Source organism: Pelomonas sp. Root1444, assembly GCF_001426885.1.
In the GTDB taxonomy this organism is placed as follows: domain Bacteria; phylum Pseudomonadota; class Gammaproteobacteria; order Burkholderiales; family Burkholderiaceae_C; genus Pelomonas.
The window spans coordinates 164,430-190,363 of sequence record NZ_LMFP01000001.1; the positions used below are offsets into that span (position 1 = coordinate 164,430).

At 70.0% G+C, this 25,934-nt stretch carries 23 protein-coding genes; 14 read left to right on the forward strand and 9 right to left on the reverse strand.

The genetic code is table 11. From position 1 onward, the window contains the following. Positions 1-11 precede the first annotated feature (11 nt). The gene (locus ASD35_RS00590; protein ID WP_056872965.1) at positions 12-602 is read left to right on the forward strand and encodes a type II secretion system protein; all 591 of its coding nucleotides are present in this window, start codon (positions 12-14) and stop codon (positions 600-602) included. A 52-nt stretch (positions 603-654) separates the two neighbouring features. On the opposite strand, the gene ASD35_RS00595 is transcribed toward ASD35_RS00590, so the two are convergent. Both ASD35_RS00595 and ASD35_RS00600 read right to left on the reverse strand, forming a co-directional pair. Next, on the reverse strand, positions 655-3,759 hold the full coding sequence (locus ASD35_RS00595) for a S8 family serine peptidase (RefSeq protein WP_082579792.1): 3,105 nt from the start codon (positions 3,757-3,759) through the stop codon (positions 655-657). A gap of 12 nt (positions 3,760-3,771) precedes the next feature. Then, entirely contained in the window at positions 3,772-4,488 is a 717-nt protein-coding gene (locus ASD35_RS00600) for a PEP-CTERM sorting domain-containing protein (protein WP_157275287.1), read from the reverse strand. A gap of 536 nt (positions 4,489-5,024) precedes the next feature. Between ASD35_RS00600 and ASD35_RS00605 the strand changes: the two genes are divergently transcribed. Both ASD35_RS00605 and ASD35_RS00610 read left to right on the forward strand, forming a co-directional pair. Continuing rightward, positions 5,025-5,726 carry an NF038120 family PEP-CTERM protein gene (locus ASD35_RS00605; RefSeq protein ID WP_056872968.1) on the forward strand — a complete coding sequence of 234 codons (702 nt, stop codon included), beginning with the start codon at positions 5,025-5,027 and terminating at the stop codon, positions 5,724-5,726. A gap of 68 nt (positions 5,727-5,794) precedes the next feature. After that, positions 5,795-9,085, forward strand: coding sequence for a S8 family serine peptidase (locus ASD35_RS00610; RefSeq protein ID WP_056872969.1), 3,291 nt, complete (start codon positions 5,795-5,797; stop codon positions 9,083-9,085). An 85-nt stretch (positions 9,086-9,170) separates the two neighbouring features. Here ASD35_RS00610 and ASD35_RS00615 read toward each other — a convergent pair whose 3' ends face one another. After that, positions 9,171-9,596 (reverse strand): hypothetical protein, encoded by a 426-nt coding sequence (locus ASD35_RS00615; RefSeq protein ID WP_056872970.1) that lies wholly within the window; start codon positions 9,594-9,596, stop codon positions 9,171-9,173. Positions 9,597-9,646: 50 nt separating this feature from the next. On the opposite strand from ASD35_RS00615, the gene ASD35_RS00620 reads away from it, so the two are divergent. Beyond that, positions 9,647-10,165, forward strand: coding sequence for a CAP domain-containing protein (locus ASD35_RS00620; RefSeq protein ID WP_056872971.1), 519 nt, complete (start codon positions 9,647-9,649; stop codon positions 10,163-10,165). Here the strand turns inward: ASD35_RS00620 and ASD35_RS00625 are convergent. The 4 genes from ASD35_RS00625 to ASD35_RS00640 all read right to left on the reverse strand — a co-directional run bounded on the left by ASD35_RS00625 (position 10,137) and on the right by ASD35_RS00640 (position 13,805). Then, a complete protein-coding gene (locus ASD35_RS00625; RefSeq protein ID WP_056872972.1) occupies positions 10,137-10,799 on the reverse strand; it encodes a response regulator transcription factor in 663 nt (220 codons plus the stop codon). The two genes, ASD35_RS00620 and ASD35_RS00625, sit on opposite strands and share 29 nt — an antisense overlap. Further along, complete coding sequence (locus ASD35_RS00630; protein ID WP_056872973.1) at positions 10,781-11,995, reverse strand: sensor histidine kinase; 1,215 nt, start codon at positions 11,993-11,995, stop codon at positions 10,781-10,783. The genes ASD35_RS00625 and ASD35_RS00630 overlap by 19 nt, the downstream gene beginning before the upstream one ends. 84 nt (positions 11,996-12,079) lie before the next feature. Continuing rightward, entirely contained in the window at positions 12,080-13,279 is a 1,200-nt protein-coding gene (mnmA, locus tag ASD35_RS00635) for a tRNA 2-thiouridine(34) synthase MnmA (RefSeq protein ID WP_056872974.1), read from the reverse strand. A gap of 25 nt (positions 13,280-13,304) precedes the next feature. Beyond that, positions 13,305-13,805, reverse strand: coding sequence for an NUDIX domain-containing protein (locus ASD35_RS00640; protein ID WP_056872975.1), 501 nt, complete (start codon positions 13,803-13,805; stop codon positions 13,305-13,307). An 85-nt stretch (positions 13,806-13,890) separates the two neighbouring features. Here ASD35_RS00640 and ASD35_RS00645 point away from each other — a divergent pair, with 85 nt between their 5' ends. The 7 genes from ASD35_RS00645 to ASD35_RS00675 all read left to right on the forward strand — a co-directional run bounded on the left by ASD35_RS00645 (position 13,891) and on the right by ASD35_RS00675 (position 21,270). Beyond that, complete coding sequence (locus tag ASD35_RS00645; protein WP_056872976.1) at positions 13,891-15,006, forward strand: Re/Si-specific NAD(P)(+) transhydrogenase subunit alpha; 1,116 nt, start codon at positions 13,891-13,893, stop codon at positions 15,004-15,006. A gap of 5 nt (positions 15,007-15,011) precedes the next feature. Further along, the gene (locus tag ASD35_RS00650) at positions 15,012-15,344 is read left to right on the forward strand and encodes an NAD(P) transhydrogenase subunit alpha (RefSeq protein WP_056872977.1); all 333 of its coding nucleotides are present in this window, start codon (positions 15,012-15,014) and stop codon (positions 15,342-15,344) included. Beyond that, on the forward strand, positions 15,341-16,816 hold the full coding sequence (locus ASD35_RS00655) for an NAD(P)(+) transhydrogenase (Re/Si-specific) subunit beta (RefSeq protein WP_056872978.1): 1,476 nt from the start codon (positions 15,341-15,343) through the stop codon (positions 16,814-16,816). The genes ASD35_RS00650 and ASD35_RS00655 overlap by 4 nt, the downstream gene beginning before the upstream one ends. Positions 16,817-17,080: 264 nt before the next feature. Continuing rightward, positions 17,081-18,754 (forward strand): long-chain-fatty-acid--CoA ligase, encoded by a 1,674-nt coding sequence (locus ASD35_RS00660; RefSeq protein WP_056872979.1) that lies wholly within the window; start codon positions 17,081-17,083, stop codon positions 18,752-18,754. A 69-nt stretch (positions 18,755-18,823) separates the two neighbouring features. Beyond that, positions 18,824-19,354 carry a hypothetical protein gene (locus ASD35_RS00665; protein WP_157275288.1) on the forward strand — a complete coding sequence of 177 codons (531 nt, stop codon included), beginning with the start codon at positions 18,824-18,826 and terminating at the stop codon, positions 19,352-19,354. Between the two features lie 42 nt (positions 19,355-19,396). After that, the gene (locus ASD35_RS00670) at positions 19,397-20,110 is read left to right on the forward strand and encodes a 16S rRNA (uracil(1498)-N(3))-methyltransferase (protein ID WP_056872981.1); all 714 of its coding nucleotides are present in this window, start codon (positions 19,397-19,399) and stop codon (positions 20,108-20,110) included. Next, the gene (locus ASD35_RS00675; protein ID WP_056872982.1) at positions 20,107-21,270 is read left to right on the forward strand and encodes an MFS transporter; all 1,164 of its coding nucleotides are present in this window, start codon (positions 20,107-20,109) and stop codon (positions 21,268-21,270) included. Before ASD35_RS00670 ends, ASD35_RS00675 begins: the two co-directional genes overlap by 4 nt. Here the strand turns inward: ASD35_RS00675 and ASD35_RS00680 are convergent, their stop codons facing one another. After that, entirely contained in the window at positions 21,271-22,533 is a 1,263-nt protein-coding gene (locus ASD35_RS00680; protein WP_235538196.1) for a class I SAM-dependent RNA methyltransferase, read from the reverse strand. Between the two features lie 175 nt (positions 22,534-22,708). Here ASD35_RS00680 and ASD35_RS00685 point away from each other — a divergent pair, with 175 nt between their 5' ends. Together ASD35_RS00685 and ASD35_RS00690 are read left to right on the forward strand one after the other, a co-directional pair. Beyond that, complete coding sequence (locus ASD35_RS00685) at positions 22,709-22,978, forward strand: GlsB/YeaQ/YmgE family stress response membrane protein (protein ID WP_056872983.1); 270 nt, start codon at positions 22,709-22,711, stop codon at positions 22,976-22,978. A gap of 118 nt (positions 22,979-23,096) precedes the next feature. Then, positions 23,097-23,975 carry an alpha/beta hydrolase gene (locus ASD35_RS00690; RefSeq protein WP_056872984.1) on the forward strand — a complete coding sequence of 293 codons (879 nt, stop codon included), beginning with the start codon at positions 23,097-23,099 and terminating at the stop codon, positions 23,973-23,975. 51 nt (positions 23,976-24,026) lie between these two features. Here the strand turns inward: ASD35_RS00690 and ASD35_RS00695 are convergent, their stop codons facing one another. After that, a complete protein-coding gene (locus ASD35_RS00695) occupies positions 24,027-24,965 on the reverse strand; it encodes an alpha/beta fold hydrolase (protein WP_056872985.1) in 939 nt (312 codons plus the stop codon). 115 nt (positions 24,966-25,080) lie between these two features. On the opposite strand from ASD35_RS00695, the gene ASD35_RS00700 reads away from it, so the two are divergent. Further along, entirely contained in the window at positions 25,081-25,914 is an 834-nt protein-coding gene (locus ASD35_RS00700; protein WP_056872986.1) for an AraC family transcriptional regulator, read from the forward strand. Positions 25,915-25,934: the final 20 nt, after the last annotated feature.

Sequence of the window (25,934 nt, forward strand, 5' to 3'; positions counted from 1 at the left end):
AGGGGGCACGCGTGAGACGCCAGCGCGGCTTCAGCTATCTGGCCGTCCTCTTCCTCGTCGCGCTGACGGCCGCCGGGCTGGCCGCCCTGGGCCAGGCCTGGCGCACGGCCGCGCAGCGCGAGCGCGAACGCGAGCTGGCGTTCCGCGGCGGCGAGATCGCCCGGGCGATCGCGAGCTACCAGCGCGCTGCGGCCGTCGAGCCGGCGCCCTATCCGGCCAGCCTGCGCGACCTGCTGGCCGACGACCGCGGCCCGCGCGTACGGCGGCATCTGCGGCGGCTGTATGTCGACCCGTTCACCGGGCAGGCGGACTGGGTGCTGGTGCCCGACCCGCTCAACCCCTCGCGCTTTCGCGCGGTCCACAGCCGTGCCGATACCGAACTGCTGCGGCGCACCGCGCCGGACGGCCAGCCCATCGCCAAGGCGAGCGACTGGGTGTTCGACCCGCTGGCGGCAGCGGCCGGCCAGGCCTTGCCCGCGAGCGCCCCGGCCCGGCCGTCGCTGCCGGGCGGGCCGGCTGCACCGGTGCCCAGCCCCGTCACGCCCGCCCAGCCCGGCACGCCGCCGCCGCCGGTACCGACGGGCCGGCCGACACCGGATTGAAAAAAGCCACCGCGACAGGACGCGGTGGCTGGCGAGGGGCGGGAGCGCAGGGTCAGGGCGTGATGGTCACGACATCCGCCTCGCGGCCGCTGCGCGCGTCGCGGTAGAGCATCAGCAGGCCGCTCTGTGACGGCGAGGCCGTCGCGCCGCCGGCCGGCTTGTTGACCGGCAGGCTGCCGTTGAAGCCCGCCGGGACACCGAGCGAGCCGCCGAGCGTCGACGCGTAGCGCGGCGTGCCCAGCGTGTGGACCATGTTGGTGATGCTGTCGGTCAGCTGGCCGCTGAAGTAGTTGTCGAAGGCATAGACGCTGAAGCGGAACTTCTGCGTCGGGCTGGTGATGCCGACATCGCTCGCGACCACGGTGTAAATCATGTTCGACGAGTTCAGATCGGCGGCCGCGTAGAAGTTCGTGACGGTCGTGCCGGTGTTGAGGTTCACCACGTTGACGACTGTCTGCCCGGTCAGCCCGAAGCCGGAGAGCTCGCTGTTGTAAATGACGTAGTCATCGATGCCGTCGTTGTTGGCGTCCACATAGACGTCGAACTCGGCGGGGTAGGCGGGGTGCGCGCGCGAGCCGAAGGTCGTGATACCGAACTGCAGGCCGAGAACCCCGACGTCGACCGGCCGCACACCGATGGCGCGCAGGTCGATCAGCGCCTGGCCGCCACCATAGGCCGGCGGCGTCGCGAAGTCCTGCGGGCTGGTGCCGGTCAACGCGAACACGTCCACAGAGCCCGTCTGTGGCGCGCTCAGGTTGGACACCGGCAGGCCGGCACTGGCGGCGCCGCCCATGGCCAGCGAGGTCGCCGCGGTCACGTTGGCGCTGCGGTGAGGCAGCACGTGCCAAGGCGTGCTGACGGTGTCGGTACCGTCACTGACCGTCACGTAGCCGTCGTACTCCACCGCCTGCAGCAGCGCCCCGGTGCCCTGGGTGGAGCCGCTGAACAGGTTCCACGCAGGCAGCTTGCCGGGGTCGATGCTCATCGTCAGCACGAAGGCGCCGGTGCCGTTGGCCGGCACGCTGACGCTGGCCGGCGCGCTGAGCGTCACCGCGCCGTTGGCTGCGTCGTTGGCGTAGCGGAAGGAGCGCGTGATGGTGAAGGTGCGCGCCGAATTGCTGTAGTTGCGCACGGCCACCTTCTTGCTGATGGTCGTGGCGGCGCTCAGCCGCGGCGCACCGAAGGCCAGGCCGACGCTGTAGGGGTTGGTGGCGTCCCAGACGCCGGCCGTGACGGCGGCCGCCTGGTTGACGCGCACCTCACCCGCGCCGATGCGCGAGATCGGCGCCAGCTCGCCCGGCAGCAGGGCCGGGTTGGTGAAGACCGCCGTGCTGGCCGAGTTCATCAGCCGGGACTTGATCTCGGGCGGCGTGGCGTTCGGGAACTTCTGCAGCAGCAGGGCCGCCGAGCCAGCGATCACCGGCGTCGCGCCGGACGTGCCGCCGAAGCTCTCCTCGCCCGTGCCGGTGCCGTTGAGCGCGGAGACCGAGGCGCCGGGCGCGCCGATCTCGGGCTTGATGGCCGCGAAGTTGTAGCCGGGGCCGCGCGCCGACGTGGACGCCATGCTGCCGGCCAGCGAGATCGCGGCGTTCGGGTCGACCGTCACCGTCGCGGCACCGCTGGCCACCGACTTGAGCTTGGCGCCGATGTCTTGCGAGACGACCAGCGTCTCGACGAAGCCGGTGGTGCCGGGTGCGGGCCCGCCGTTGCTGAACGACGGTGCGGCGCCGGCCACGTTGTTGCCGACGACGATGCCGCGCGCGCCGCGGGCGGCCGCGTTGCTGACCTTGAAGCTGACCGAGCAGGAGCCGCGGTCCACATAGGCCACGCTGTCGGTGAAGTCCGGCGTGTCGGCCAGCGTGCAGGCCTCCAGCTGCGCCGTGGTGCTGCCGCGCTTGAGCGGGCCGCTGAAGCCGTTGACGACGGGCGCCCAGTCGACCGTGTTGGTGTTGCTGTAGGTGCCGGCGATGCTGGCGGGCGAGTTGACGGTCAGCACCATCGCCTTGCCGTTCGGCATGGCCGTCTGCGCGACGCTGATGGCCTCCGCGGCGTTGGATGGCGAGCTGACGATGTAGGGCCGGTCGCCGGCATTGCCAGCCGCCACGGCGGCCACGATGCCGAAGCGCACGAGGTTGGACACGGCCTCGGTCGACGGGTTCTCGCGCTGGCCGTAATTGGCGCCGAGCGACAGGTTGACCACGTCGGCCGCGCCGTCGAAGCTCAGGTCGCCCTTGGGGTCCATCGCCCACTCGAGGCCTTGCAGGATGGCCGTGCCGTTGCAGGACGTGGCCACGCTGGAGCAGACCTTCACCGCATAGAGCTGCGCGCCGGGCGCCACGCCCTTGTGCGTGCCGTCCAGGCTGGCGCCGGCGGCGATGTCGGCGACATGGGTGCCGTGGCTGGAGCCGCTGCCGGCGTCGATGGGGTTGGCGTCCGGCGCGACAGCGCCGTTCGGCCAGGCCTCGCCGACGAAGTCGTAGCCGCCGATCACCTTGGCCGTGGGGAACAGGCCGGCGGGCGCGGTGGTCGCGGCGGCGGCGGCTGCGGCGTTGAAATCGGCCACGCTGCCGGAACCGCCGAGGTTCTTGTGCGTGTAGTCGATGCCGGAATCGAGCACCGCGATCTTGATGCCGGCGCCCGTCAGCCCGAGGTTGTGCAGCTTGTCGGCGCCGATGTGGGGCACGGTCGAGGTCAGCGACAGGTCGTGGTTGACGATGGGCTTGACCGCCGACACGCCGGGCAGGGCGACGACGGCCGGCAACTGCGCCGCATCGATGTTGACGACCACGGCGTTGTAGACCTTGCTCAGCCGCGCGACCTCGGCCCCGCCGAGGCTGGCGACCTTGGCCATCACCGCATCCTGCTTGGCCTTCAGCGAGGCCACATAGGCCTGGCGCTGGGCCAGGCTCATGGTGCTGCCCACGCGCTTGGCATTGGCACCCACGGCGAGCGCCAGCGGGGCGTCGGTCAGCCGGATGGCGACCTGCACCGGGCCGGTCAGCACGCGATTGCGGAAGTCCGACGTGCCGGTGATGGGCGTGGCGAGCTTGAGGCCCGGGTCGATGGCGGGGAGGGCGGTCTGCGCAGCCAGTTGGGCGCAGGCGCTCAACGCGGCGGCGGCCAGCAGGGATTTCTTGATGAGCTTCAAAGGCAGCATGGTGGCTCCTGGTCAGGCCTGGGTTGCGATCGACTGGCGGCGGCGGGCAACGCCCGCGGCGCCCAGCGCCACGGCGGCCAGCATGAACACGCCGGGCTCCGGCAGGTCCGCGTTGGTCGCGCCGGTCAGGCCGATCTGGTAGCTGTAGAGCGCTTCGGAGTTGCCGTTGTCGTAGCTGCGGCCCCAGCCGGCCAATGCGCCGCTGGACGGGTCGCCGCCGAGCACGTCGGTCAGGCCGCCACCCATGAACAGCGATGCACCCCCGGCGTCCTGCGCCAGGTAGCCGCCGAATGCGATGGCGAGGTAGTAGACATCCGCGCTCAGCGGGCCCAGCGCGCTGGCAGCCGGCAGCAGCGACAGCAGGTCCAGGCCGTCATCGTTGGTGTAGACGCCCTTGCCGTCCTTGTCGATCAGGTACAGCTGCGTGTCGAAGGCCGTGCTGCCGGTGGTCCAGGCGCTGAAGGCCGACACGTCCGCCACGCGGATCTTGAACAGGTCGACCTGGTAGATCGGGCTGCCGCCTTTGATGTCGGGCGCGCTGGCCGTCAGGCCGCCGGTGATGCGGTCCAGCGTCTCGAACGTGGCGCTGTAGGTGACCTGCGCGGTGCTCAGGCTGTCGCCCGCGCCGGGTGGGCCGCTCTCGGTCCACTGGAATCCAGCCGAAGCTGCCAGAGGCCAGGCGCAAGCCGTCCAGGTGACAGCAGCCAATAGACGTTGTTTGAACTTCATCAAGGACTCCAGGCGCGGCCACTGTGAGCCTGCGCAATGTGGTTGAAAGGGCTGAGCCGAGGGCCGCGCGAAGGCGACCTCGGCAGGCGCGGGTCAGCGTAACTCCGCATATCCGGTAGAAATCGCGGAAACCCACGTATCCGGGGGAGTGCTAACCCGCAATCAAGTTGGGGATCTGGTATGCGCCAGCGCGTGTCGCGCGACCGCGGGCGGCGACGCCAGCCAGGGCTCATAACGGCGAGACTGCATGGGCGCACGGCGGAGGCCCGAGATGCGGGGAGCGTCGGCACCGGCCCGGCTTCGATCAGGAGATTGAGCCTCGGCGTTTGGCAATCCAAGCTTTCCCTCTCCTTTGCTTGCGGGGTGGGAAACCCGGCATGTCCAAACGTGTTCGTTTTCACAGAATCGGCCCTTCGTCAGAGTCGCGGCCCAAGAGCCGCAACCTCTCAGTCGTTGGGACAGGCGGCCTTCGCGCAATGCATGGCTCGCTGCCGGCGGCTGTCCGATTTCCAGACTTCCACCGCAAAGGATCCTTCATGAGCTTCCATTTCAAGGCCGTCTGCGCCGCAGCCGCTTTGGCACTGTGCATGGGCGCAGCCCAGGCCGCCCCCAAGACCATCAGCATCGAGTTCGAAGGCGTGGCGGGCAGCAACTTCGATGGCGGCGAAAGCTTTGTCGAGGGGGACTTCCGCTTCACGGCCATCGACCCGGTCGGCAGCATCTTCGTCGGCTTTGGCAGTGGAAGCGGCAGCTGCGGCTTGACCTATGTCTGCCCGAGCCGCGACAGCGCCTACTACGGCGTCATCAACGACGGCGCCCTGCGCATGGAGCGCGCGGATGGCGGCGGCTTCGCGCTGGCCGGCTTCGACCTCGGCTTCATCACCAACGCCTTCGATCCCATGCTGGTCGGCACCGTCGGCAAGATCCTCGTGGAGGGCGTCGGCGCCGGTGGCACGACCCTGGCCGAGTTCGCATTGGAAGGGCTGGATGCGCTGACCGGCACGGGCGCGTTCGCGCACTTCGCGTTCGACGCCGCGTTCTCCTCCACCTACTTCAGCCAAGTCAATTTCACCTCGTGCCTGGACGACGGCCAGGGCGGCTGCACGGCCGGCGCCAGCTTCAACCTCGGCCAGTTCGGCATCGACGGCATCCAGGTGATCCCTGAACCTGCCAGCCTGGCGCTCGTCGGCCTCGGCCTGGCCGTGGCAGGTGGCGCGCGCCGCCGCCGCAACGCCTGACGCCATCCGTTCGCCCGCACGTCCACCACCCCCGGACCCCCGATCTCCCCCCACAAAGGATCCGATCAATGAAGCGCTCTCTCTCCCGTACGGCCACCAGCCTGGCCGCCGGCCTGCTGCTGTCCGGCCTCGCCGGCCTGGCATCGGCCCAGGACGCACGCCGCCCCTACATCGTTCAGCTGCAGGAGGCGGCCACGGCGTCCTATGCCGGCGGCATCAGCGGTCTTGCCGCCACGCGCCCGCCCACAGGCTCCCGGCTGGACCTCAGCGCCTCGGCCGTGCGGGACTACATCGCCTACATCGAGAACCGCCAGGCGGCCGTGCTGTCCACGCTGCCGGCGGTCGATCCCATCCACCGCTTCTCCATCGCGTTCAATGGCTTCTCGGCGCTGCTGACCGACGCCGAGGTGCGCCAGCTCAAGGGCAACCCGTCCGTGCTGGCGGTGGAGGAGGACGTGCCGCGCCAGCTCGACACGAACTACACGCCCGCCTTCATGGGCCTGAGCCAGCCGGGCGGCCTGTGGGACCAGCTCGGCGGCACCGCGCACGCCGGTGAGGACATCGTCATCGGCGTCATTGATGGCGGCGTATGGCCCGAGAACACCGCGTTCGCCGACCGCGTCGACGCCAACGGCCGCCCGACGCACGATCCCGCGGGCGCGCTGGTGTACGGCTCGCCGCCGGCCACCTGGCAGGGCGAATGCGAGACCTCGGTGAAGCTCTCGGCGTCGCTGACCCAACCGGCCCAGGCCTTCAGCGCCGCGCACTGCAACAACAAGCTGATCGGCGCGCGCGCCTTCGCACAGACCTTCTGGAGCCAGTACTCCGGCAGCGTGCATCCGGCCGAGTTCATCTCGCCGCGCGACAACGGCGGCCACGGCACCCACACCGCCAGCACCGCCGGCGGCAACGCCAACGTGGCCGGCCCGCTGGACAACGGCGTGACGGTCAGCGGTGTCAGCGGCATCGCGCCGCGCGCCCGCCTGGCCACCTACAAGGTCTGCTGGACGCGCAGCAACCCCGCGACGACCGTCCCCGACCCGCGCTGGCCCAACTACCAGAACGGCTGCTTCGGCGCCGACTCCATCCGCGCCATCGAAGCCGCCATCCACGACGGCGTCAACGTGCTGAACTATTCGATCAGCGGCTCGGCCACCAACATCGCCGACTCGGTCGACGTCGCCTTCAAGGCGGCCGTGGATGCCGGCATCTTCGTCGCCGCCTCGGCCGGCAACAGCGGCCCGGCCAACCAGGTCGCCCACCTCAGTCCCTGGATGACGACGGTCGGCAACGCCACGCACGACCGCCTGTTCATCGGCACCGTCACGCTGGGCAATGGTGCCAGCTACACGGGCGCATCGACCAACCCCAGCACGCCGTCGGCGCCGTTGATCCTGGCCGAGAACGCCGGCTTGGCGGGCCTCTCCGCCATCGACCAGGCCCGCCTGCGCGAATGCTTCGGCACGCTCGACGCGACCGCCGTGGTGCTCGGCTCGCAGTGGACCTCCAAGCCGCTGCTCGACCCGGCGAAGGTGGCCGGCAAGATCGTCGTCTGCACGCGCGGCAACAACGTGCTGGTCAACAAGAGCGGCAACGCCAAGACGGCCGGCGCGGCGGGCGTCATCATCGCCAACGCCGCCGGCACGGCCAACACCATCATCAACCAGGGCCACACGCTGTCGACGGTGCACGTGCAGCAGGTCGAGGGCGATGCGATCAAGGCCTACGTGACCGCCAACGGCAATGCCACGGCGTCGCTGGCCAACCTGCAGGCCATCAAGGACCCGACCATCTCCAACGCCCCGCAGATGAGCGACTCGTCCTCGCGCGGGCCGAACCAGGGCAACCTGAACATCATGAAGCCGGACGTCGCCGCCCCGGGCTCGTCCATCCTCGCCAGCTACACGCCCGACTACAGCATCCCAGAGCACGACGCGATGGTGGCCAGCGGCCAGGCGGGCCGGCCCAACCTGAGCCTGCTCAGCGGCACCTCCATGGCCAGCCCGCACGTCGCCGGCATGGCCGCGCTGCTGATGCAGAAGCACCCCGGCTGGTCGCCCGCGGCCATCCGGTCGGCGCTGATGACCACCGCGCGCGACGTCTTCCCGTCCAGCGCCATCGCGTCCAACAGCATCCAGCAGGGCAACCTGCCGTGGGGGCAGGGCGCCGGCTTCGCGCAGCCCTCGCTCGCGGCCGACCCCGGCCTGGTCTATGACATCACGGCCAACGACTACAACCGCTTCCTGTGCGGCGTCGGCGCGGCCGGCGTCGTGGCCTCCGTCGGGCTGCAGGCGGGCATCAGCTGCGGCAGCATCGGCAGCATCACCGCGACCGACCTGAACCTGCCGTCGCTGACCGTCGGCAGTGTGCTGGGCACCCACGTCCTGACGCGCACGGTCCAGAACGTCGGCGCCTCGACGGCCACGTACAACGCCACGGCCACGCTGCCTGGCTTCAGCGTCACGGTCACGCCGGCGTCGCTGACGCTGGCTGCCGGCGAGAGCAAGAGCTTCCAGGTGCGCCTGCAGCGCACCACGGCCGAGCAGGCCGCGTGGAAGTACGGTTCGCTGACCTGGTCGGACGGCGTCCACACCGTGCGCAGCCCGCTGACCGCGCGCGCCAACCTGTTGACCGCGCCCAGCCTGCTGACCAGCGAGCTGGCCACCGGGAACAAGGTGTTCTCGGTCGGCACCGGCTTCGACGGCGCCATGAGCGGCCTGAAGGGCATGAAGGACGCGACGCTGACCGACGGCGTGGTGACTGGCACCAACACCGGCAACTCGGCCACGGTGGCTGCCGGCTGCGCCGCCGCGACGCCGCCGGCCGGCCTGCGGCGCTTCACCATCAGCGTGCCGGCGGGCACGCTGGTGATGCGTGTGGCGCTGTACGGCCAGGACACTTCGGGGGCTGCCGCCGGCAAGTACGACGACCTGGACCTGGTCATGGTCAACGCCGCGGGCACCGCGGTCGGCTACAGCGGCAACGGCGGCAGCAGCGAGTCCATCACGCTGGTGGCACCGGCCGCGGGCAACTATCGTGTCTGCGCCGTCGCCTACGAGCATGCCGAAGGCGCGACGCAGACCGGCTTCAAGCTCAGCTCCTGGGTGGTCGGCCCGACCGACAACGCCGGCAACTTCAAGGCCTCGCTGCCAGGGCGGGTCTATGCCGGGCGTACCGCGTCGGCGGGCCTGTCGTGGAGCGGCCTGCAGGCCGGCGGCCGCTATGTCGGTGCCGTGGCCTACCAGACCGGCGGCGCGCCGACCGGCACCAGCACGGTGATCTTCGTGGAGCCGGCCGGCTCGGCGAGCACGGCGGCGGTGACGGCGACGCGTGGCGCAGGCGGTTCGGCGGCCGAGTAAGGCCGAGTAAGGGCGGTATTGCAGTGGCCCGTTCGGGCCGGCAGCGGCGGACACGAGTCCGCCGCTTTTCTTTGCGGTGGCAGCGTCAGCGCGCGGGCGCTGCCTCGCCCGCCCGGCGCAGCACGCAGCGACCGGCATCGCAGCGGGCACCCGGATCGGTCACGACGCTGCAGTTGGACAGCATGCCGGAGCGCACGTTCTCCGCGCCTGCAGCCTGGGCCTGCCGCTGCGCCAAGTCGCGCAAGCGGGCTTCGTCGGTGTCGATGCTGGACCAGGCCCAATAGCCACCAGGCCCGCCGCACGCCTTGGCGCCGACGGCCAGCGTGCGGCATTGGTCATCGGTCTTGCAGGCCGCCGGGCCGATCAAGGCGCGCAGTTCGCGGGCCAGCCGGGCGGATTCAGCCTCGGGCGCGGATGCCGCTGGCGCGGCAGGCGCCGCGGGTGAGGTCTGCGCGCAGTTGGCGAGCGCGGCCCAGGCCAGCAGGGCGGTGAGGAGGCGGTGGGTCTTCATGCCCCATGGTGGTCCGCGGCGCGGGGCTTGGCAACAACTAGGATGCATCCATGCGTTTGTTGCTGCCTCTGCTGATGGGCCTGTCCTGCATGGCCGCAGCGGCCGCCGACGGCGCCTGCATGTCCGATGAAGCCTCGGCCGTGCGCGCATTGAATGCGCTGCGCGCGCAGGCCCAGACCTGCGGCGGCCGGTTGTGGCCCGCGGCGCCCGCGCTGCGCTGGCAAGCCACGCTGGGCAACGCGGCGCGGCGCTATGCGCAGGAGCTGGCGGCGCAAGACCGCTTGGACCATGTCGGCGCCAACGGCGCGACGCTGCGCACCCGGCTGCGCGAGGCCGGCTATGTGATGCGCCTGTCGGGCGAGAACCTCGCCGGCGGCCCGGAGACGCTGGACGAGGTGCTGGCGCTCTGGCTGGCCAGCCCGGCGCATTGCGAGAACCTGATGGGAGCCGACTTCCAGGAGTTCGGCCTGGCCTGCGTGTCCGGCCCCGGGCGGCTGCAGCGCTACTGGGTGTTGCAGCTCGGGAGTCCGGCGAGCGCGCCTAGATCCAGCCCAGGTCGATCGCCCTGAGCACCGCCTGCGTGCGGTCGCGCACGCCCATCTTGGAGAAGATGGCCGAGCAGTGGTTCTTGATGACGCCTTCGCTGTTGCCCAGCAGGCCGGCGATCTCGGTGTTGCTGCGGCCGCTGGCGACCAGGCGCAGCACCTGCAGCTCCTTCGGGCTCAGCGGGTCCGGGTGGTCGGCGGCCGTGAAGGCGCGCTCGCCGCCCTTGGCCTCCATGCGCGTGGTGAGCGACGGCCGCAGCGCGGTGCCGCCGCCGTGCACGTCGCGCAGCGCCTGGGCCAGCGTCTCCGGGCTGATGGCCTTGAGCAGGAAGCCCTTGGCGCCGGCGCGCACCGCCTCGTCGAAGGCGGCCGTGTCGTCGAAGGTGGTCAGCAGCACGGTCGGCACGCGCAGCGCCCGCGCGGCCAGCGCGCGGATCAGGCCGATGCCGTCCAGCCGCGGCATGCGCATGTCCGACAGGATCACGTCGGGCATGTCCTCGGCCGCGGCGGTGGACAGCCATTCCAGCGCCTCGGCACCGTCGCTGGCCTCGCCGACGACCTTCAGTTCGTCATGCAGCGCCAGCAGGCCCTTGAGGCCCTCGCGCACCAGTTGCTGGTCCTCGACCAGCAGGATCTTGATCACACCCATCGCGGACATCTCAGCTCGATTCGAAATCCCGGGCTCGTGCGCGTCACGCGCATCTGCCCACCCAGTTCGGCCATGCGCTCGGACATGCCGGCCAGGCCATTGCCGGCCCGCCCCTCGTGCCAGCCCGGCGCACCGCAGCCATCATCGTCGATGGCGACCGCGACCTCATCCCCCGCTTCCCCTAGCCCCTGGAGCGCCACCTGCACGCGCCGCGCGCCGGCATGGCGCACGCTGTTGGTCACGCCTTCCTGCACGCAGCGCAGCAGCGCATGCGCGGCGCGGGGGCCCAGGTCGCGCGCGGCGTCGTCCAGTGCCAGCTCGATGCGCGTGCTCGCGATGCCGTCGGCCAGCGCCTGCAGCGCCGCGGAGAGGTCGATGTGCTGCGAGCTGCGCTGCTGCGACACGGCCTCGCGCACGTCCGCCAGCAGCTGCGCCGCCACGCCCTGGGCGCGGCCCAGTGCCTGGCCGGCGCCGGGCGTGTCCGCGCGCGCCAGCAGCGCGCCGCCCAGTTGCAGCTGCAGGTTCAGCGCCGTCAGGTGGTGGCCCATCAGGTCATGCAGCTCGCGGGCGATCTGCATGCGCTCGCTGTAGCGCATCTGCTCGGCCAGCAGGTGCTCGCCGGAGAGCTGCTCGGCCAGCAGCGCCTGCAGCCAGCGGCGCTTCTCGGCCTCGGCCGCGGCCATGCGGCCCAGGCCGAAGGCCAGGCCGTGCAGGGCCAGCATGGCGAACAGCATGCCGAACTGGTCCAGCCAGGCGGTCGTCGAGGCGTAGACGTAGATGCCGGTGTTCAGCAGCACCTGCGCCGCCGCGAAACCCAGCGCCAGCCGCGCCGGCAGCACGACCGCGCCCAGCGCCGTGACGAGAAACGGCAGGCCGGGCGTCACGCCGAAGGCCAGCAGGTCGACGAGCATCAGCCAGGCCAGGCGCTGGTTGACCGGCAGGGCGGCCTGGCCCAGGCGCGCGAGGCGCAGGATCAGCGCCACGAAGGCCACCAGCAGCGCCACGCAGATGAGCACGAGGCTGCGGTCATTGACGTCGCCGCCGAGCTGGCGCCACACCCAGGCGACCAGGCCGTCATACGGCTCAGTGCGCGCGCCCAGCAGCGCGGCGCCGGCGCTGACCAGCTCCATCGCGCAGACGACCAGGGCCGCCAGCCGCAGCACGATGCCGGGCTCGGCCAGCCGGGCCAGCAGGCGGTCAATCATTGAAGCCCCTCGTGGGGCGGGTACGCCGACCGATCCGCAGGGGGACGGCCGCGCGATTGCCGCGGCCAGGCGCTGCGCGGCACGTCATTCCGGAAGTGCCGCTGCAATCACGCCGCCGCCCAGGCAGACCTCGCCGTCATAGACCACGGCGCTCTGGCCCGGCGTGACGGCCCATTGCGGCTCGGGAAAGCGCAGCGTCAGCCGCCCCGCGGCGTCCAAGCCGACGCTGCAGGCGGCGTCCGCCTGGCGGTAGCGCGTCTTGGCGGCGGCCTGGCCCACGTCGGGGGGGCGACCGGCAATCCAGCTCAGGTCGTCGGCGACGAGGGCGGGGCTCAGCAGCAGCGGGTGGTCGTGGCCCTGGACGACGATGAGCGTGTTTCGCTCGATGTCCTTGGCCGCGACGAACCAGGGCTCGTGCTCGCCGCCGCCGCGCGGTGCGCCCTTGTCCTTCACGCCGCCGATGCCCAGGCCCTGGCGCTGGCCCAGCGTGTAGAACGACAGGCCCACGTGCTCGCCCAGCTTGCGTCCGCGCTCGTCCTTGATGGGGCCGGGCTGGTGCGACAGGTACTTGTTCAGGAACTCGCGGAAGGGCCGCTCGCCGATGAAGCAGATGCCGGTGGAGTCCTTCTTCTTCGCATTCGGCAGGCGGATCTCGGCGGCGATGCGCCGCACCTCGGTCTTGGGCAGGTGGCCCACCGGGAACATCGCCTTGCTGATCTGCGCCTGCGTCAGCCGGTGCAGGAAGTAGCTCTGGTCCTTCAACGGGTCCAGACCTTTGAGCAGCTGGAACTCGCCGTCGACTTCGCTGACGCGGGCGCTATCGGGCGCAGCTGCGCCCGGTTCGTCATAACGCCCATCGGGCTTGCGTGAGTTCGATGGAACCCATCGAACTCGCGCGTAATGCCCGGTCGCGATCTTCTCGGCGCCCAGCCGCATCGCATGGTCCAGGAAGGCCTTGAACTTGATCTCGGCGTTGCACAACACGTCCGGGTTGGGCGTGCGGCCGGCCTGGTACTCGCGCAGGAAGCTTTCGAAGACGCGGTCCTTGTACTCGGCGGCGAAGTTGACGTGCTCGATCTCGATGCCCAGCACGTCGGCCACGGACGCGGCGTCCAGGAAGTCCTGCCGCGTCGAGCAGTACTCGTCGTCGTCATCGTCTTCCCAGTTCTTCATGAATATGCCGACGACCTCGTGGCCCTCTTGCTTCAGCAGATGCGCGGTGACGGCCGAGTCGACGCCGCCGGACAGGCCGACGACGACACGGTGTTTCTGGTGGGAACTCATGGGGCGGAATTGTCCCGCAGGGCCTTCAGGCCTGTTTCACCCAAGGCTGTTGCAGCGATGCATGCGCGAAGACGGCCTGCAGCGGCAGCCGCCGCCCCGCCGCGTGGTCGCGCACGCACTGCAGCACCAGCGGGCTGCGGTGTCGGTCCGCGCAGGCGGCCAGCTCTGCCTCGCTCATCCACAGCGTGCGGCGTATGCCTTGGTCCAGCGTGCGCCCCGCGATCTCCTCGCCGACCGAGCCGCTGAAGGCCAGCCGGACGTAGGTGACATCCTCCGATTGCGCCGGCCGCACGAAGCGGGCGAGGTAGACGCCCAGGAACGTCTCCGGCACGAAGGCCCGTGCCGTCTCCTCCAGCGCCTCGCGCACGACCGCCTCGAGCGGGCTTTCGCCCTGCTCCAGGTGGCCGGCCGGGTTGTTCAGCATCAGGCCTTCGGGGGTTTCCTCCTCGACCAGCAGGTAGCGCCCGTCGCGGGCTATCACGGCGGCGACGGTCACGCTGGGACGAAATCGATCTGTGGCGGCCATGCTTCCTCCTCGCGAATTCCCGCAGTGGGCGGGCGCAGGCATTGTGTAAGCTGCCGCGCACCCCTTGCCCCCGACAGGAGCTTCCATGCAGATCGGCGTCCCGCGCGAACGCGCGGCCGGAGAGACCCGCGTGGCCGTCACGCCCGAAACGGCCAAGAAGCTGAAGGCCGCCGGCCACGTGCTGCGCATCGAGTCCGGCGCCGGCATCGCCGCCAGCGTCACCGATGCGGCTTTTGAAGCCGTCGGCTGCGAGATCGTCGACCAGGCCGCGGCGCTGGGCAGCGAGCTGGTGCTGAAGGTGCGCGCACCGATGGCCGACGAGCTGCCGTTGATGAAGCCCGGCACTGCCCTCGTCGGCATGCTCAACCCCTTCGACCGCGACGGCCTGGCCGCCATGGCGGCGGCCGGGTTGACCAGCTTCGCGCTCGAAGCCGCGCCGCGCACGACGCGCGCGCAGAGCATGGATGTGTTGAGCAGCCAGGCCAATATCGCCGGCTACAAGGCCGTCATGATCGCGGCCGACAAGTACCAGCGCTTCTTCCCGATGCTGATGACGGCCGCGGGCACCGTGAAGGCGGCGCGCGTGGTCATCCTGGGCGTGGGCGTGGCCGGCCTGCAGGCCATCGCGACGGCCAAGCGCCTGGGCGCGGTCATCGAGGCCAGTGACGTGCGGCCTTCGGTGAAGGAGCAGGTCGAGTCGCTCGGCGCCAAGTTCATCGACGTGCCCTACGAGACCGCCGAAGAGAAGGAAGCGGCGGAAGGCGTGGGCGGCTATGCGCGACCGATGCCGCAGAGCTGGCTGGACCGCCAGAAGGCCGAGGTGGCCAAGCGCGTGGCCGCGGCGGACATCGTCATCACGACGGCGCTGATCCCCGGCCGCGCGGCGCCGGTGCTGGTCACCGAGGAGATGGTCAAGGCGATGAAGCCCGGCTCGGTCATCGTCGACATCGCGGCCCCCGCGGGCGGCAACTGCCCGCTGACCGAAGCGGGCAAGACGGTCACCAAGCACGGCGTGACGCTGGTCGGCGAGACCAACCTGCCGGCGCTGGTCGCGGCCGATGCGTCGGCGCTGTATGCGCGCAATGTGCTGGACTTCCTGAAGCTCGTCATCACCAAGGAGGGCACGTTCAACGTGCCGCTGGATGACGACATCGTGGCGGCTTGCCGCGTGACCCAAGACGGACAAGTGACGAGGGCTTGAGCACCATGGAACTGGTCGACCACACCATCATCAATCTCATCATCTTCGTGCTGGCCATCTACGTGGGCTACCACGTCGTCTGGACGGTGACGCCCGCGCTGCACACGCCGCTGATGGCGGTGACGAACGCGATCTCGGCTATCGTCATCGTCGGCGCCATGATGGCGGCGGCGCTGACCGAGACGCCGTTCGCCAAGGGCATGGGCGTGCTGGCCGTGGCGCTGGCGGCGGTCAACATCTTCGGCGGCTTCCTCGTCACGCGGCGGATGCTGGAGATGTTCAGGAAGAAGGACAAGAAGCCGGCGGCCAATCCTGCGGCGAAGGAGGGCCAGGCATGAGCCTCAACCTCGTCACGCTGCTCTACCTCGTCGCCAGCGTCTGCTTCATCCAGTCGCTCAAGGGCTTGTCGCACCCGACGACCTCCATCCGCGGCAACCTGTTCGGCATGGTCGGCATGGCCATCGCCGTGTTCACGACGGCGGCCCTCATCATCAAGCTGGCCGGCACGGCGTCGGGCCTGGGCTGGGTGCTGCTGGGCCTGGTGGCCGGTGGCGGCTACGGCGCCTGGCGGGCCAAGACGGTCGAGATGACCAAGATGCCCGAGCTGGTGGCCTTCTTCCACAGCATGATCGGCCTGGCGGCGGTGGCCATCGCGGTCTCCGCGGTCGCGGAGCCGGCCGCCTTCGGCCTCACGCCGCCGCTGGATGCGGCGCTCGCCGGCATCCCACCGGAGGACGGCGTGGCCACGCGCACGCTGGCGCCCATCCCGGCGGGCAACCGGCTGGAGCTGGCGCTGGGCGCGTTCATCGGCGCCGTCACTTTCACCGGCTCCGTCATCGCCTGGGGCAAGCTGTCGGGCGGCAGCAAGTTCCGCCTGTTCCAGGGCGCGCCGGTGCAGTTCGCGGGCCAGCACTTGCTCAACCTGCTGCTGGGCGTGGGCGCGCTGGCGTTCTGCGCGATGTTCTTCGCCAACCAGTCGGCGCTGGCCTTCGGCATCGTCGTGGCGCTGGGCCTGGTGCTGGGCGTGACGCTGATCATCCCCATCGGCGGCGCCGACATGCCGGTGGTCGTCTCCATGCTGAACAGCTACTCCGGCTGGGCGGCCGCGGGCATCGGCTTTTCGCTGAACAACCCGATGCTCATCATCTCCGGCTCCTTGGTGGGCAGCTCGGGCGCGATCCTGAGCTACATCATGTGCAAGGCGATGAACCGCTCGTTCTTCAACGTCATCCTGGGCGGGTTCGGCGGTGAGGCCACCGGCCCGGCCGCGGGGGCGGCGCAGCAGCGCAACGTCAAGAGCGGCAGCGCCGACGACGCGGCCTTCGTGCTCGGCAACGCCGAGAGCGTCGTCATCGTGCCGGGCTACGGCCTGGCCGTCGCGCGCGCGCAGCATGCGGTGAAGGAACTTGCGGCCAAGCTCACCGAGAAGGGCATCACGGTCAAGTACGCCATCCATCCGGTGGCCGGCCGCATGCCGGGCCACATGAACGTGCTGCTGGCCGAGGCCGAGGTGCCTTACGACCAGGTCTTCGAGATGGAAGACATCAACGGCGAGTTCGGCCAGGTCGACGTGGCCATCATCCTGGGCGCCAACGACGTGGTGAACCCGGCCGCGCACGTGAAGGGCAGCGCCATCTACGGCATGCCCATCCTGGAGGCCTACAAGGCCAAGACCATCATCGTCAACAAGCGCTCCATGGCCGCGGGCTACGCGGGCCTGGACAACGAACTCTTCTACATGGACAAGACCATGATGGTGTTCGGCGACGCGAAGAAGGTCGTGGAGGACATGCTGAAGGCGGTGGAATGAAACCGGCGCCGCGTCGCTCTTGCTTAGAGCTTGAATAAGCGGGCCTGACAGTCCCGGCGGTTCTCGTCCAGCCCGAAGCTTTGGCCGCGGCGCTGGGCGCAAGGCAGCGGCGGGTGGGCGTTGTTCGTGAAGGTCCAGCTGGAGCTGAGGCTGAACTCAGCCAGCCGCTGCATGCGGCATTGGCCTGGGCCGCTATCGAATCCCCTGACCCGGCGGCTGTCAGCCTTCGGTCAGAATCGGCGCCAATCAACAAGGAGACAAGGCATGGAGCCGATCTGGCTGAAGCAATACCCGGCCGAGGTGCCGCGCGACATCAACCTGTCGCTGTACCCCAGCCTCGTCGACTTGCTGGACACGTCGTTCAAGAAGAACGCCGCCAAGCCGGCCTACCTGATGATGGGCAAGAGCGTCAGCTTCGCGCAGGTCGACGAAGCGTCGCGCGCGTTCGCGGCTTACCTGCAGAGCCTGGGCCTGGAGAAGGGCGATCGCGTGGCGATCATGATGCCCAACCTGTTCCAGTACCCGGTGGCCGTGGCTGCCGTGCTACGGGCGGGTTATGTGGTGGTGAACGTCAACCCGCTCTACACGCCGCGCGAGCTGGAGCACCAGCTCAAGGACTCGGGCGCCAAGGTCATCGTCATCATCGAGAACTTCGCCTCGGTGCTGCAGCAGGTCATCAAGAACGTGCCGACCAAGCATGTCGTCCTGGCCGCGATGGGCGACATGCTGGGCCTGCTGAAGGGCGGCATCGTCAACTACGTCGTGCGCAAGGTGAAGAAGATGGTGCCGGCCTTCGAGCTGCCAGGCGCCGTGCGCTTCAACGACGCGCTGGCCAAGGGCCGCAGCCTCGCCTACAAGGCGCCCAAGCTGGGCCCGGACGACATCGCGGTGCTGCAGTACACCGGCGGCACGACCGGCGTGTCCAAGGGGGCCGTGCTGCTGCACCGCAACCTCGTCGCCAACATCCTGCAGAGCGAAGCCTGGTACCAGCCGGCGCTCAAGAAGATCCCGAAGGGCGAGCAGGTCGTCACCGTCTGCGCGCTGCCGATTTATCACATCTTCGGCTTCAACACGAACATGATGCTGTCCATGCACATGGGCGGCGCCAATGTGCTGATCCCCAATCCGCGCGACCTGCCGGCCGTGTTCAAGGAGCTCAGCGCACACCGCTTCCACAGCTTCCCGGCCGTCAACACGCTGTTCATGGCGATGGCCAACCACCCGGACTTCGGCACGGTGGACTGGAGCAAGCTGGTCATCTCGGTGGGGGGCGGCATGGCGGTCCAGCAAGCCACGGCCAAGCTGTGGCTGGAGAAGACCGGCTGCCCCATCGTCGAGGGCTACGGCCTGTCCGAGACCTCGCCATCGGCCACCTGCAACCCAACCGACAGCACCGCCTACAGCGGCACCATCGGCCTGCCGATGCCGCTGACCGAACTGAAGCTGCTGGACGACGACGGCAACGAAGTGCCGATGGGCCAGCCCGGCGAGATCGCCATCCGCGGCCCGCAGGTCATGGCCGGCTACTGGCAGCGGCCTGATGAAACCGCCAAGGTCATGACGGCCGACAACTTCTTCCGCACCGGTGACATCGGCACCGTCGATGAACGCGGTTATTTCAAGATCGTCGACCGCAAGAAGGACATGATCCTGGTCAGCGGTTTCAACGTGTACCCGAACGAGGTCGAGGACGTCCTCACGCAGATGCCCGGCGTGCTTGAATGCGCGGCCGTCGGCGTGCCGGACGCCAAGGCGGGCGAGGCCGTGAAGGTCGTCATCGTGAAGAAAGACCCGAATATCACCGAGGCCGACGTACGGGTCTTCTGCGAAGCCAACCTGACCGGCTACAAACGCCCCAAGATCATCGAGTTCCGTACCGACCTGCCCAAGACGCCCGTTGGCAAGATCCTGCGCAGGGAACTGCGGGACAAGAGCTGATCTCTTACTCCCGATGAGACCTGCGGACGGTGAAGCTGTCCGTGGGCGAGGTTCCACAACGTGCTCGACTTGCTGCATTCCAAAACCGACGCCGGCCGTGCCGAGATCCGCGCGCGCGCCCTGCCGTTGTCGCGCGCGGCGCGCAATCTGCTGCTGGTGCTGGACGCCAGCAAGACGGCGGGGGATTGGCTGCGCCTCGTGACGGGCGCCACCGAGGCTGACCTCGAGTCGCTGCGCGAGCAAGGCCTGATCGCGCCACAGGCGGGCATGGGCCAGCCCCGCGCGGCGGCACCAGCCCCCGCGCTGGCGCCCGCCGCTCCGAGTCCTGCGCCAGCGCCGGCGCCCGGCCCCGCTGCGCCGGCACCCGCATCAGCCGGCGGCTCGCTGCTGCTGGACCGCGCGGCCCTGTACACCTACATGAGCGGCGAGGCCACCAAGCTGCTCGGCCCCTTCAAGGGCTATGCCTTTGCGCTGGAGGTCGAGCGCTGCGACAGCCTGGCCGGCCTGCAGGCGCTGGCGCTGCAGCTGGTCGAGCGCGTTCAGAAGGCCAAGGGCGACGCCGCCGCGGCCGTCGTGCGCGACGCCTTGGGCCTGCGCTGATCTGGGACACTGGCCGGCCTCACAGCCCGCCACCGTCCCGCCTTGCCCCGCTTCCACGTCGATACCCTGCTCGCCGCGCCTGGTGAGATCACGCTGCCGCCCGGCGCCGCCCGCCACGTGCAGGTGCTGCGCCTGCAGCCCGGCGATGCGTTGACGCTGTTCGACGGCAGCGGCCCCGAGTGGCAGGCCGAGGTCACCGCCATGGGACGCAGCGAGGTGCGCGTGAACCTTATCGCCGCGGTGCAGCCGCAGCGCGAACTGGCCCGTGCGGTGACGCTGGCCGTCGTCATGCCGGCCAACGACCGCATGGATTTCCTCGTCGAGAAGGCGACCGAGCTGGGCGCCGCCGCGCTGCAGCCGCTGGTGGCCGAGCGCTCGGTGTTGCGCCTGGCCGGCGAGCGCGCCGACAAGAAGCGCTCGCACTGGCAGGGCGTGGCGATCGCCGCGGCCGAGCAGAGCGGGCGCACCGTGCCCTTGCGCGTCGAGCCGGTGATGCAGTTGCCCGCCTGGCTGGCGGCGCTGCCCGACGCGGCCGACGACGAATGGCGCGGCCTGCTGAGCCCGCGCGCAGCCCAGCCGCTGGCGCCGTTCCCGCAGCAGCGCGCGCTGTTCCTCAGCGGCCCCGAGGGCGGCCTGAGCGATGCCGAGGAAGACGCGGCCCGCGCCCACGGTTTCGCGGCCATCAGCCTGGGCCCGCGCATCCTGCGCGCCGACACGGCGCCGCTCGCGGTGCTCTCCTGGTTGGCCCTGGCGTGAACCGCAAGCTGGCCTTGCTGGTGCTGGCCCAGGGCCTGTTCCTGACCAACAACATCTGCTTCATGGCCATCAACGGCCTGGTGGGGCTGGCGCTGGCGCCCAAGCCGTGGATGGCGACGCTGCCGATCTGCGCCTATGTCGCCGGCGGCGCGCTGACGGCGCGGCTGGTGGGCCGTCACCAGTTGCGCTTCGGCCGCCGGCGCGGCTTCCAGATCGGCTTGCTGGTGGCGCTCTTCAGCTGCACGATGTCGCTGTGGAGCGTGATGCAGCAGCAGTTCTGGGGGCTCGTGCTCGCGACGCTGATCGCCGGCTACTACACCGCCAATGCGGCGCTCTACCGCTTCGCGGCGACCGAGCTGGTGGCGCCCGAGAAGCGCGAGGCTGCCATCTCCTGGGTGCTGGGCGGCGGCTGCCTGGGCGCCGTCGGCGGCCCGCTGCTGGCGCGCGCGAGCAAGGACCTGCTGGTGGCGCCGTTCGCCGGCGCCTACCTGCTGCTGATCGGCGTGGCGCTGGCCGGCCTGGTGCTGATCTCGCTGATCGACTTCCCGCCGCTGGCCCGGCCGTCGCCGGGGCAGGGCGGCCGCAGCGGCGCGGCGCTGGTGCGCCAGCCGGTCTTCATCGTCGCGCTGGCCGCGAGTGCGCTGGGCTACGGCGTCATGAACCTGCTGATGGCCGCCACGCCCATCGCCATGGGGCAATGCGGCCTGCCCTTCGCGGACGCCGGCCTGGTGCTGCAGTGGCATGTGCTGGGCATGTTCGTGCCGAGCTTCTTCACCGGGCCGCTGATCAAGCGCGTGGGCGTGCTGCCGGTGATGGCGGTGGGCGTGCTGCTCAACCTCGGCTGCGTGGCCTTCGCACTCAGCGGGCAGGACCTGGACCATTTCCTTGGCGCGTTGCTGCTGCTGGGCATAGGCTGGAACTTCCTCTACATCGGCGGCACGACGCTGTTCACGCAGGCCTACCGCCCCGAGGAGAAGACGCGCGCCCAGGGCCTGATGGACACCGGCGTCTACGCGACGATGACGCTGACGTCGTTCTCGTCCGGCGCGCTGGTAACGACCGGCGGCTGGCAGTGGATGAACCTGGCCAGCCTCGTGCCCATCGCGTTGTGCGCGGCGGCGCTGGGCTGGCTGGCGCAGCGCCAGCGCCGGGCGCGCTGATCAGCCCGGCGCCGTTTCGGGCTTGCGTGCCGAGCCCTTGACGAGGTCGAAGCGGAACAGCCGGCACTCGATGGGGCCGTTCCACATCGGCACGCGGCGCGATTCCTTCAACCGCATCTTGCTGGGCAGCTTCATGTCGGGGCTGAGCATCCAGGCGGTCCAGCCGGCCGGGTTCTCGGTGTACTGGCGCTTCCAGTGGGCGGCCAGGCGGGGGAAGAAGTCGTCGCCGGCGTCCAGCTCCTCGGAACCGCGTGCGTCGCGCGCCATCGCGGCCTTGCCGCGCACCTCGATGCGTTCGCCGTAGGGCGGGTTCATGACGATGCTGCCGGGCATGCCCTCGGGCAGCTGCGGCGCGGGCCGCTCCAGCGCGTCGCCGCCGTTGAACTGGATGTAGGCGGCCACGCCGGCGCGCTCGGCATTGCGGCGCGCGAAGTCGACCATGCGGAAGGCCACGTCGCTGGCGTAGATGGGCACGGCGGGCGCGTGGATGCGGGCGCGCGCGGCCTGGGTCATGGCGGCCCACGCCGTCTTCATCGCCGGCGTGGAGAACGGGATCTGGCGCTCGAACGCGAAGCGGCGGGTCAGGCCAGGCGCCGAGTCGCAGGCGATCAGCGCCGCCTCGATGGGGATGGTGCCGGAGCCGCAGCAGGGGTCGTGCAGCGCGCTCTCACCACGCCAGCCGGCGGCAGCCAGCATCGCGGCGGCCAGCGTCTCCTTCAGCGGGGCGTCGCCCTTGTCGACCCGCCAGCCGCGCTTGAACAGCGGCTCGCCCGACGTGTCCACGTACAGCGCCGCGCGCTCCGGGCCGACATGCAGCAGCACCGGCAGGTCGGGCGAGTGGGTGTCGACGCTGGGGCGCTCGCCGGTGTGCTCGCGCAACTGGTCGCAGATCGCGTCCTTGATGCGCAGCGTCGTGAAGTTCAGGCTCTTCAGCGGCGAGCGCTGGGCGATGGTGTCGACGCGGATGGTCTCGCGCGGGGTGATCCAGTCGCGCCAGTCGACGCGGCGGGCCAGCGCATAGAGGTCTTCCTCGTGGCGGTAGGGCCCCTCGATCAGCTCGATGAGCACGCGCTGCGCGAGCCGGCTCTCGAGGTTGATGCGCATCGCGTCTTCCAGGCTGCCGACCACGCCGCAGCCACCGCGCAGCGGCTCCACCTTGCTGCGCACGCCGGGCGGCAGGAAACGTTTCAGCTCCTCTTCCAGCAGCGGCTCGACGCCGCCGGCACAGGACACGAACAGGGACAGTTTGTTAGGCAGGCTCACGCGCCGGATTGTCGCCGTGTGGGCGCGAGATTGCGGTTTGCCGGCGCGGGAGCGCTGCTTGCCACCTGTCCCCCAGCGGTGCCTGGCCCTGACCGGCCGTCGGCGAACGTGCAATTCCTGCACGCTCTGCCTGGGTTATCCGCAAGTGCTCCCTCCCTACTGAAAGGATATCGGTATGAATTTCATCATTTGGCTCATCGTCGGCGGATTGATCGGCTGGGTCGCCAGCATGATCATGAAAACCGATGCCCAACAGGGCGTCACCCTGAACGTGGTGGTCGGCATCGTCGGCGCACTGCTGGGCGGCTGGCTGCTCGCACCGATGCTCGGCACCGGCACCATCAACAGCAACGACTTCAGCCTGGCGGGTTTGGGCGTGTCATTGCTGGGCGCCATCATCCTGCTGGCCATCGTCAACCTGGTCCGCCGCGGCACCGCACGCTGAGCGCTGCCCTGGGCGTGCCCAACCGGCTGCTGGCCGGTTGGGCACAGGTGCGCGTGCGTGAGCGGTGGCGATGACGTCAGCTCTAAACTGACCGCGTCGCCGCCAACCCGTGCCACCCATGAAGCGCTTCGTCCTGAACCTGACCTTCCTGTTGAGTGCATTGCCGGCGGCATCCGCCTGGGCCGCCGATGCTGTGCCGGCCTATCCGCCGCATGCCATCGGCAACTCGTTGTTGCGCGCCCTGCCCAAGAACGCCGACGGCCGGAGCTATCAGCTGCACATCCACCTGCCGGCCTCCTACGCCAAGGAACCCAAGCGCCGCTACCCGGTGCTCTACGTCACCGACGGCTACTGGGACTTCCCGACCGTCGTGTCGTCGTACAACAACCTGAACTACGACAAGGTCGTGCCCGAGTTCATCACCGTGGGCCTGGGCTATGCCGGCGAGGGCCTGGACTACGGCCAGCTGCGCGCCTGGGAGCTGTCCCCCGTGCGCATGAACCCGCTGGCGAGCGACACCGGCCACGCCGACAAGTTCCTCGCCGCGCTGGAGCGCGAGATCTTCCCGCTGATGGAGCGCGACTACCGCGCCGATCCGGCGCAGCGCTACCTGGCCGGCAGCTCGCTGGGCGGCCTGTTCACGCTGCATGCGATGTACGCCAAGCCGCAGCTCTTCAAGGGCTACATCGCGGCCAGCCCGGCCGTCGTCGCCGGCAACGACTGGATCATCGGCCAGGCCAAGGCCTACGCCGCCACCGGCAAGCCGATCAAGGCGCGGCTGTACGTGACCGGTGCCGAGTACGAATGGCCCGGCTTCCTGGCCGGCATCCAGCGCTACCAGGCGCTGTTGCCGGAACTCAAGCATCCCGAGCTGGTGTTCCAGAACCGCACCATCGACGGCGAACGCCATGCCGGCACCAAGGCCGAGAGCTACACGCGCGGGATGCGCTTCGTGTTCGAGCCGCTGGCGCCGGAGATGGGGAAGTCGAAGGACTGAAGCCCGCCGAAGCCCTGTCAGGCTTCAGCGGGCGCCTGACGCCCTTTGCGCTTATTGGCGCACGAAGTCCAGCAGGTCCTGGTTGAGGCGGTCCTTGTGCGTGTCGGTGATGCCGTGGGGACCGCCGGCGTATTCGATCAGCCGGGCGCCCTTGACCAGCTTGGCCGTCGCGCGGCCGGTCGTCTCGATCGGCACGATCTGGTCGTCTGCGCCGTGGATGACCAGGGTCGGGAAATTGAACTTCTTCAGGTCGGCGCGGAAGTCCGAGTGGAAGAAGGCCTCGATGCTGTCGTAGGTCGCCTTGGATCCTGCCTGCATGCCCTGCACGTAGAAGCTGTCGATCAGGCCTGCCGAGGGCTTGGCACCCGGCCGGTTGAAGCCGAAGAAGGGGCCGCTGGCGATGTCCTTGTAGAGCTGGGCACGGTTGTCGAGCGAAGCCTTGCGCAGGCTGTCGAACACCGCCGTGGGCACGCCCTCGGGGTGGGTGGGCGACTGGCCCATGATGGGTGTGATGGCGCCCACCAGCACGGCCTTGGCGACGCGCGCCGAGCCGTGGCGGCCGACGTAGCGGGCCACCTCGCCGCCGCCGGTGGAGAAGCCCACCAGCGTGGCGCGCTGGATGTCCAGGGCGCGCAGCACGGCGTCGAGGTCGTCGGCGTACTGGTCCATGGTGTTGCCCGCCCACGGCTGGCCCGAGCGGCCATGGCCGCGCCGGTCATGGGCGATGACGCGGTAGCCGCGCTCGGCCAGGAACTGCATCTGCGACTCCCAGCTGTCCGCATTGAGCGGCCAGCCGTGGCTGAAGACGACGACCGGGCCGTTCTTCGGGCCCCAGTCTTTCACGTACAGCGGCGTGCCGTCGTGCGCGGCCACATACGAGCTGGCAATGGCTTGCGCCGCGGTGGCAGGCGCTGCGATGGCCTGGGTTTGGGCGGCAAAACCCCCAGCAGCGAGGGCGGCGGCGAGGGCGAGGCGGGTGATGGCGTTCATGTTGGGATCTCCTGTGGGGGGGCGGTTGCGTTGTCTTGCGACAGGGCGAACTGTGCCGAGGAGTGCCGTACTTGAAATACCATCCGGTACGCTTTAGTTTGCAATTCGTACTGACATGGCCGACCGACTTGCCGCCCTCTTCGCCCACTTCGCCGTGCGGGCCGAGACCTTCCAGGCCGGCCCGCTGTGCGGCGTCAACAGCCTGGAACCCCAGGCCGGCCGTGGCCAGCTGCACCTGATCCGCGACGGCGGCGTGGAGGTGCACAACGACGGCACGCCCGAGCCGCTGCGTATCGCGGAGCCCAGCCTGCTGCTCTACCCGCGCCCGTTGGCGCACCGCTTCGTGACGGACCCGAGTTGCGGCGCCCAGTTCGTCTGCGCCCACATGGCCTTCGAGGGCGGCGCCGGCCACCCCATCGCCGCGGCGTTGCCGCCCTGGGTCTGCCTGCCGCTGGCGGCGGTGCCGAGCTGCGCGCCGGTACTCGGCCAGCTGTTCGCCGAGGCCGAGGCCAGCCATTGCGGCCGGCAGCTGATGCTGGACCGGCTGTTCGAAGTGCTGCTGATCTGGGTGCTGCGCGAGCTGATGTCGCAGGGTCAGGTGGAGTCCGGAATGCTGGCCGGCCTGTCCCACCCCAAGTTGCGCGGGACTCTCGTGGCGCTGCACGAGGCACCGCAGCGCGGGTGGCCGCTGGAAGAGCTGGCGGCGCAGGCCGGCATGTCGCGCACGGTGTTCGCGAACACCTTCCGCGACGTGGTCGGCTGCACGCCCGGCGTCTACCTGCAGCGCTGGCGCATCGGCCTGGCGCAGATGGGCTTGCGCGAAGGCAAGGCCCTCAAGCACATCGCGATGGATGTGGGCTATGGCGGCGAGGCGGCACTGTCACGCGCCTTCCGGGCTTACACGGGCCAGTCGCCGCGGGAGTGGCGCAAGGCGGAACGGCCGGGTTGAGATTGGGATACCCAGCGGGC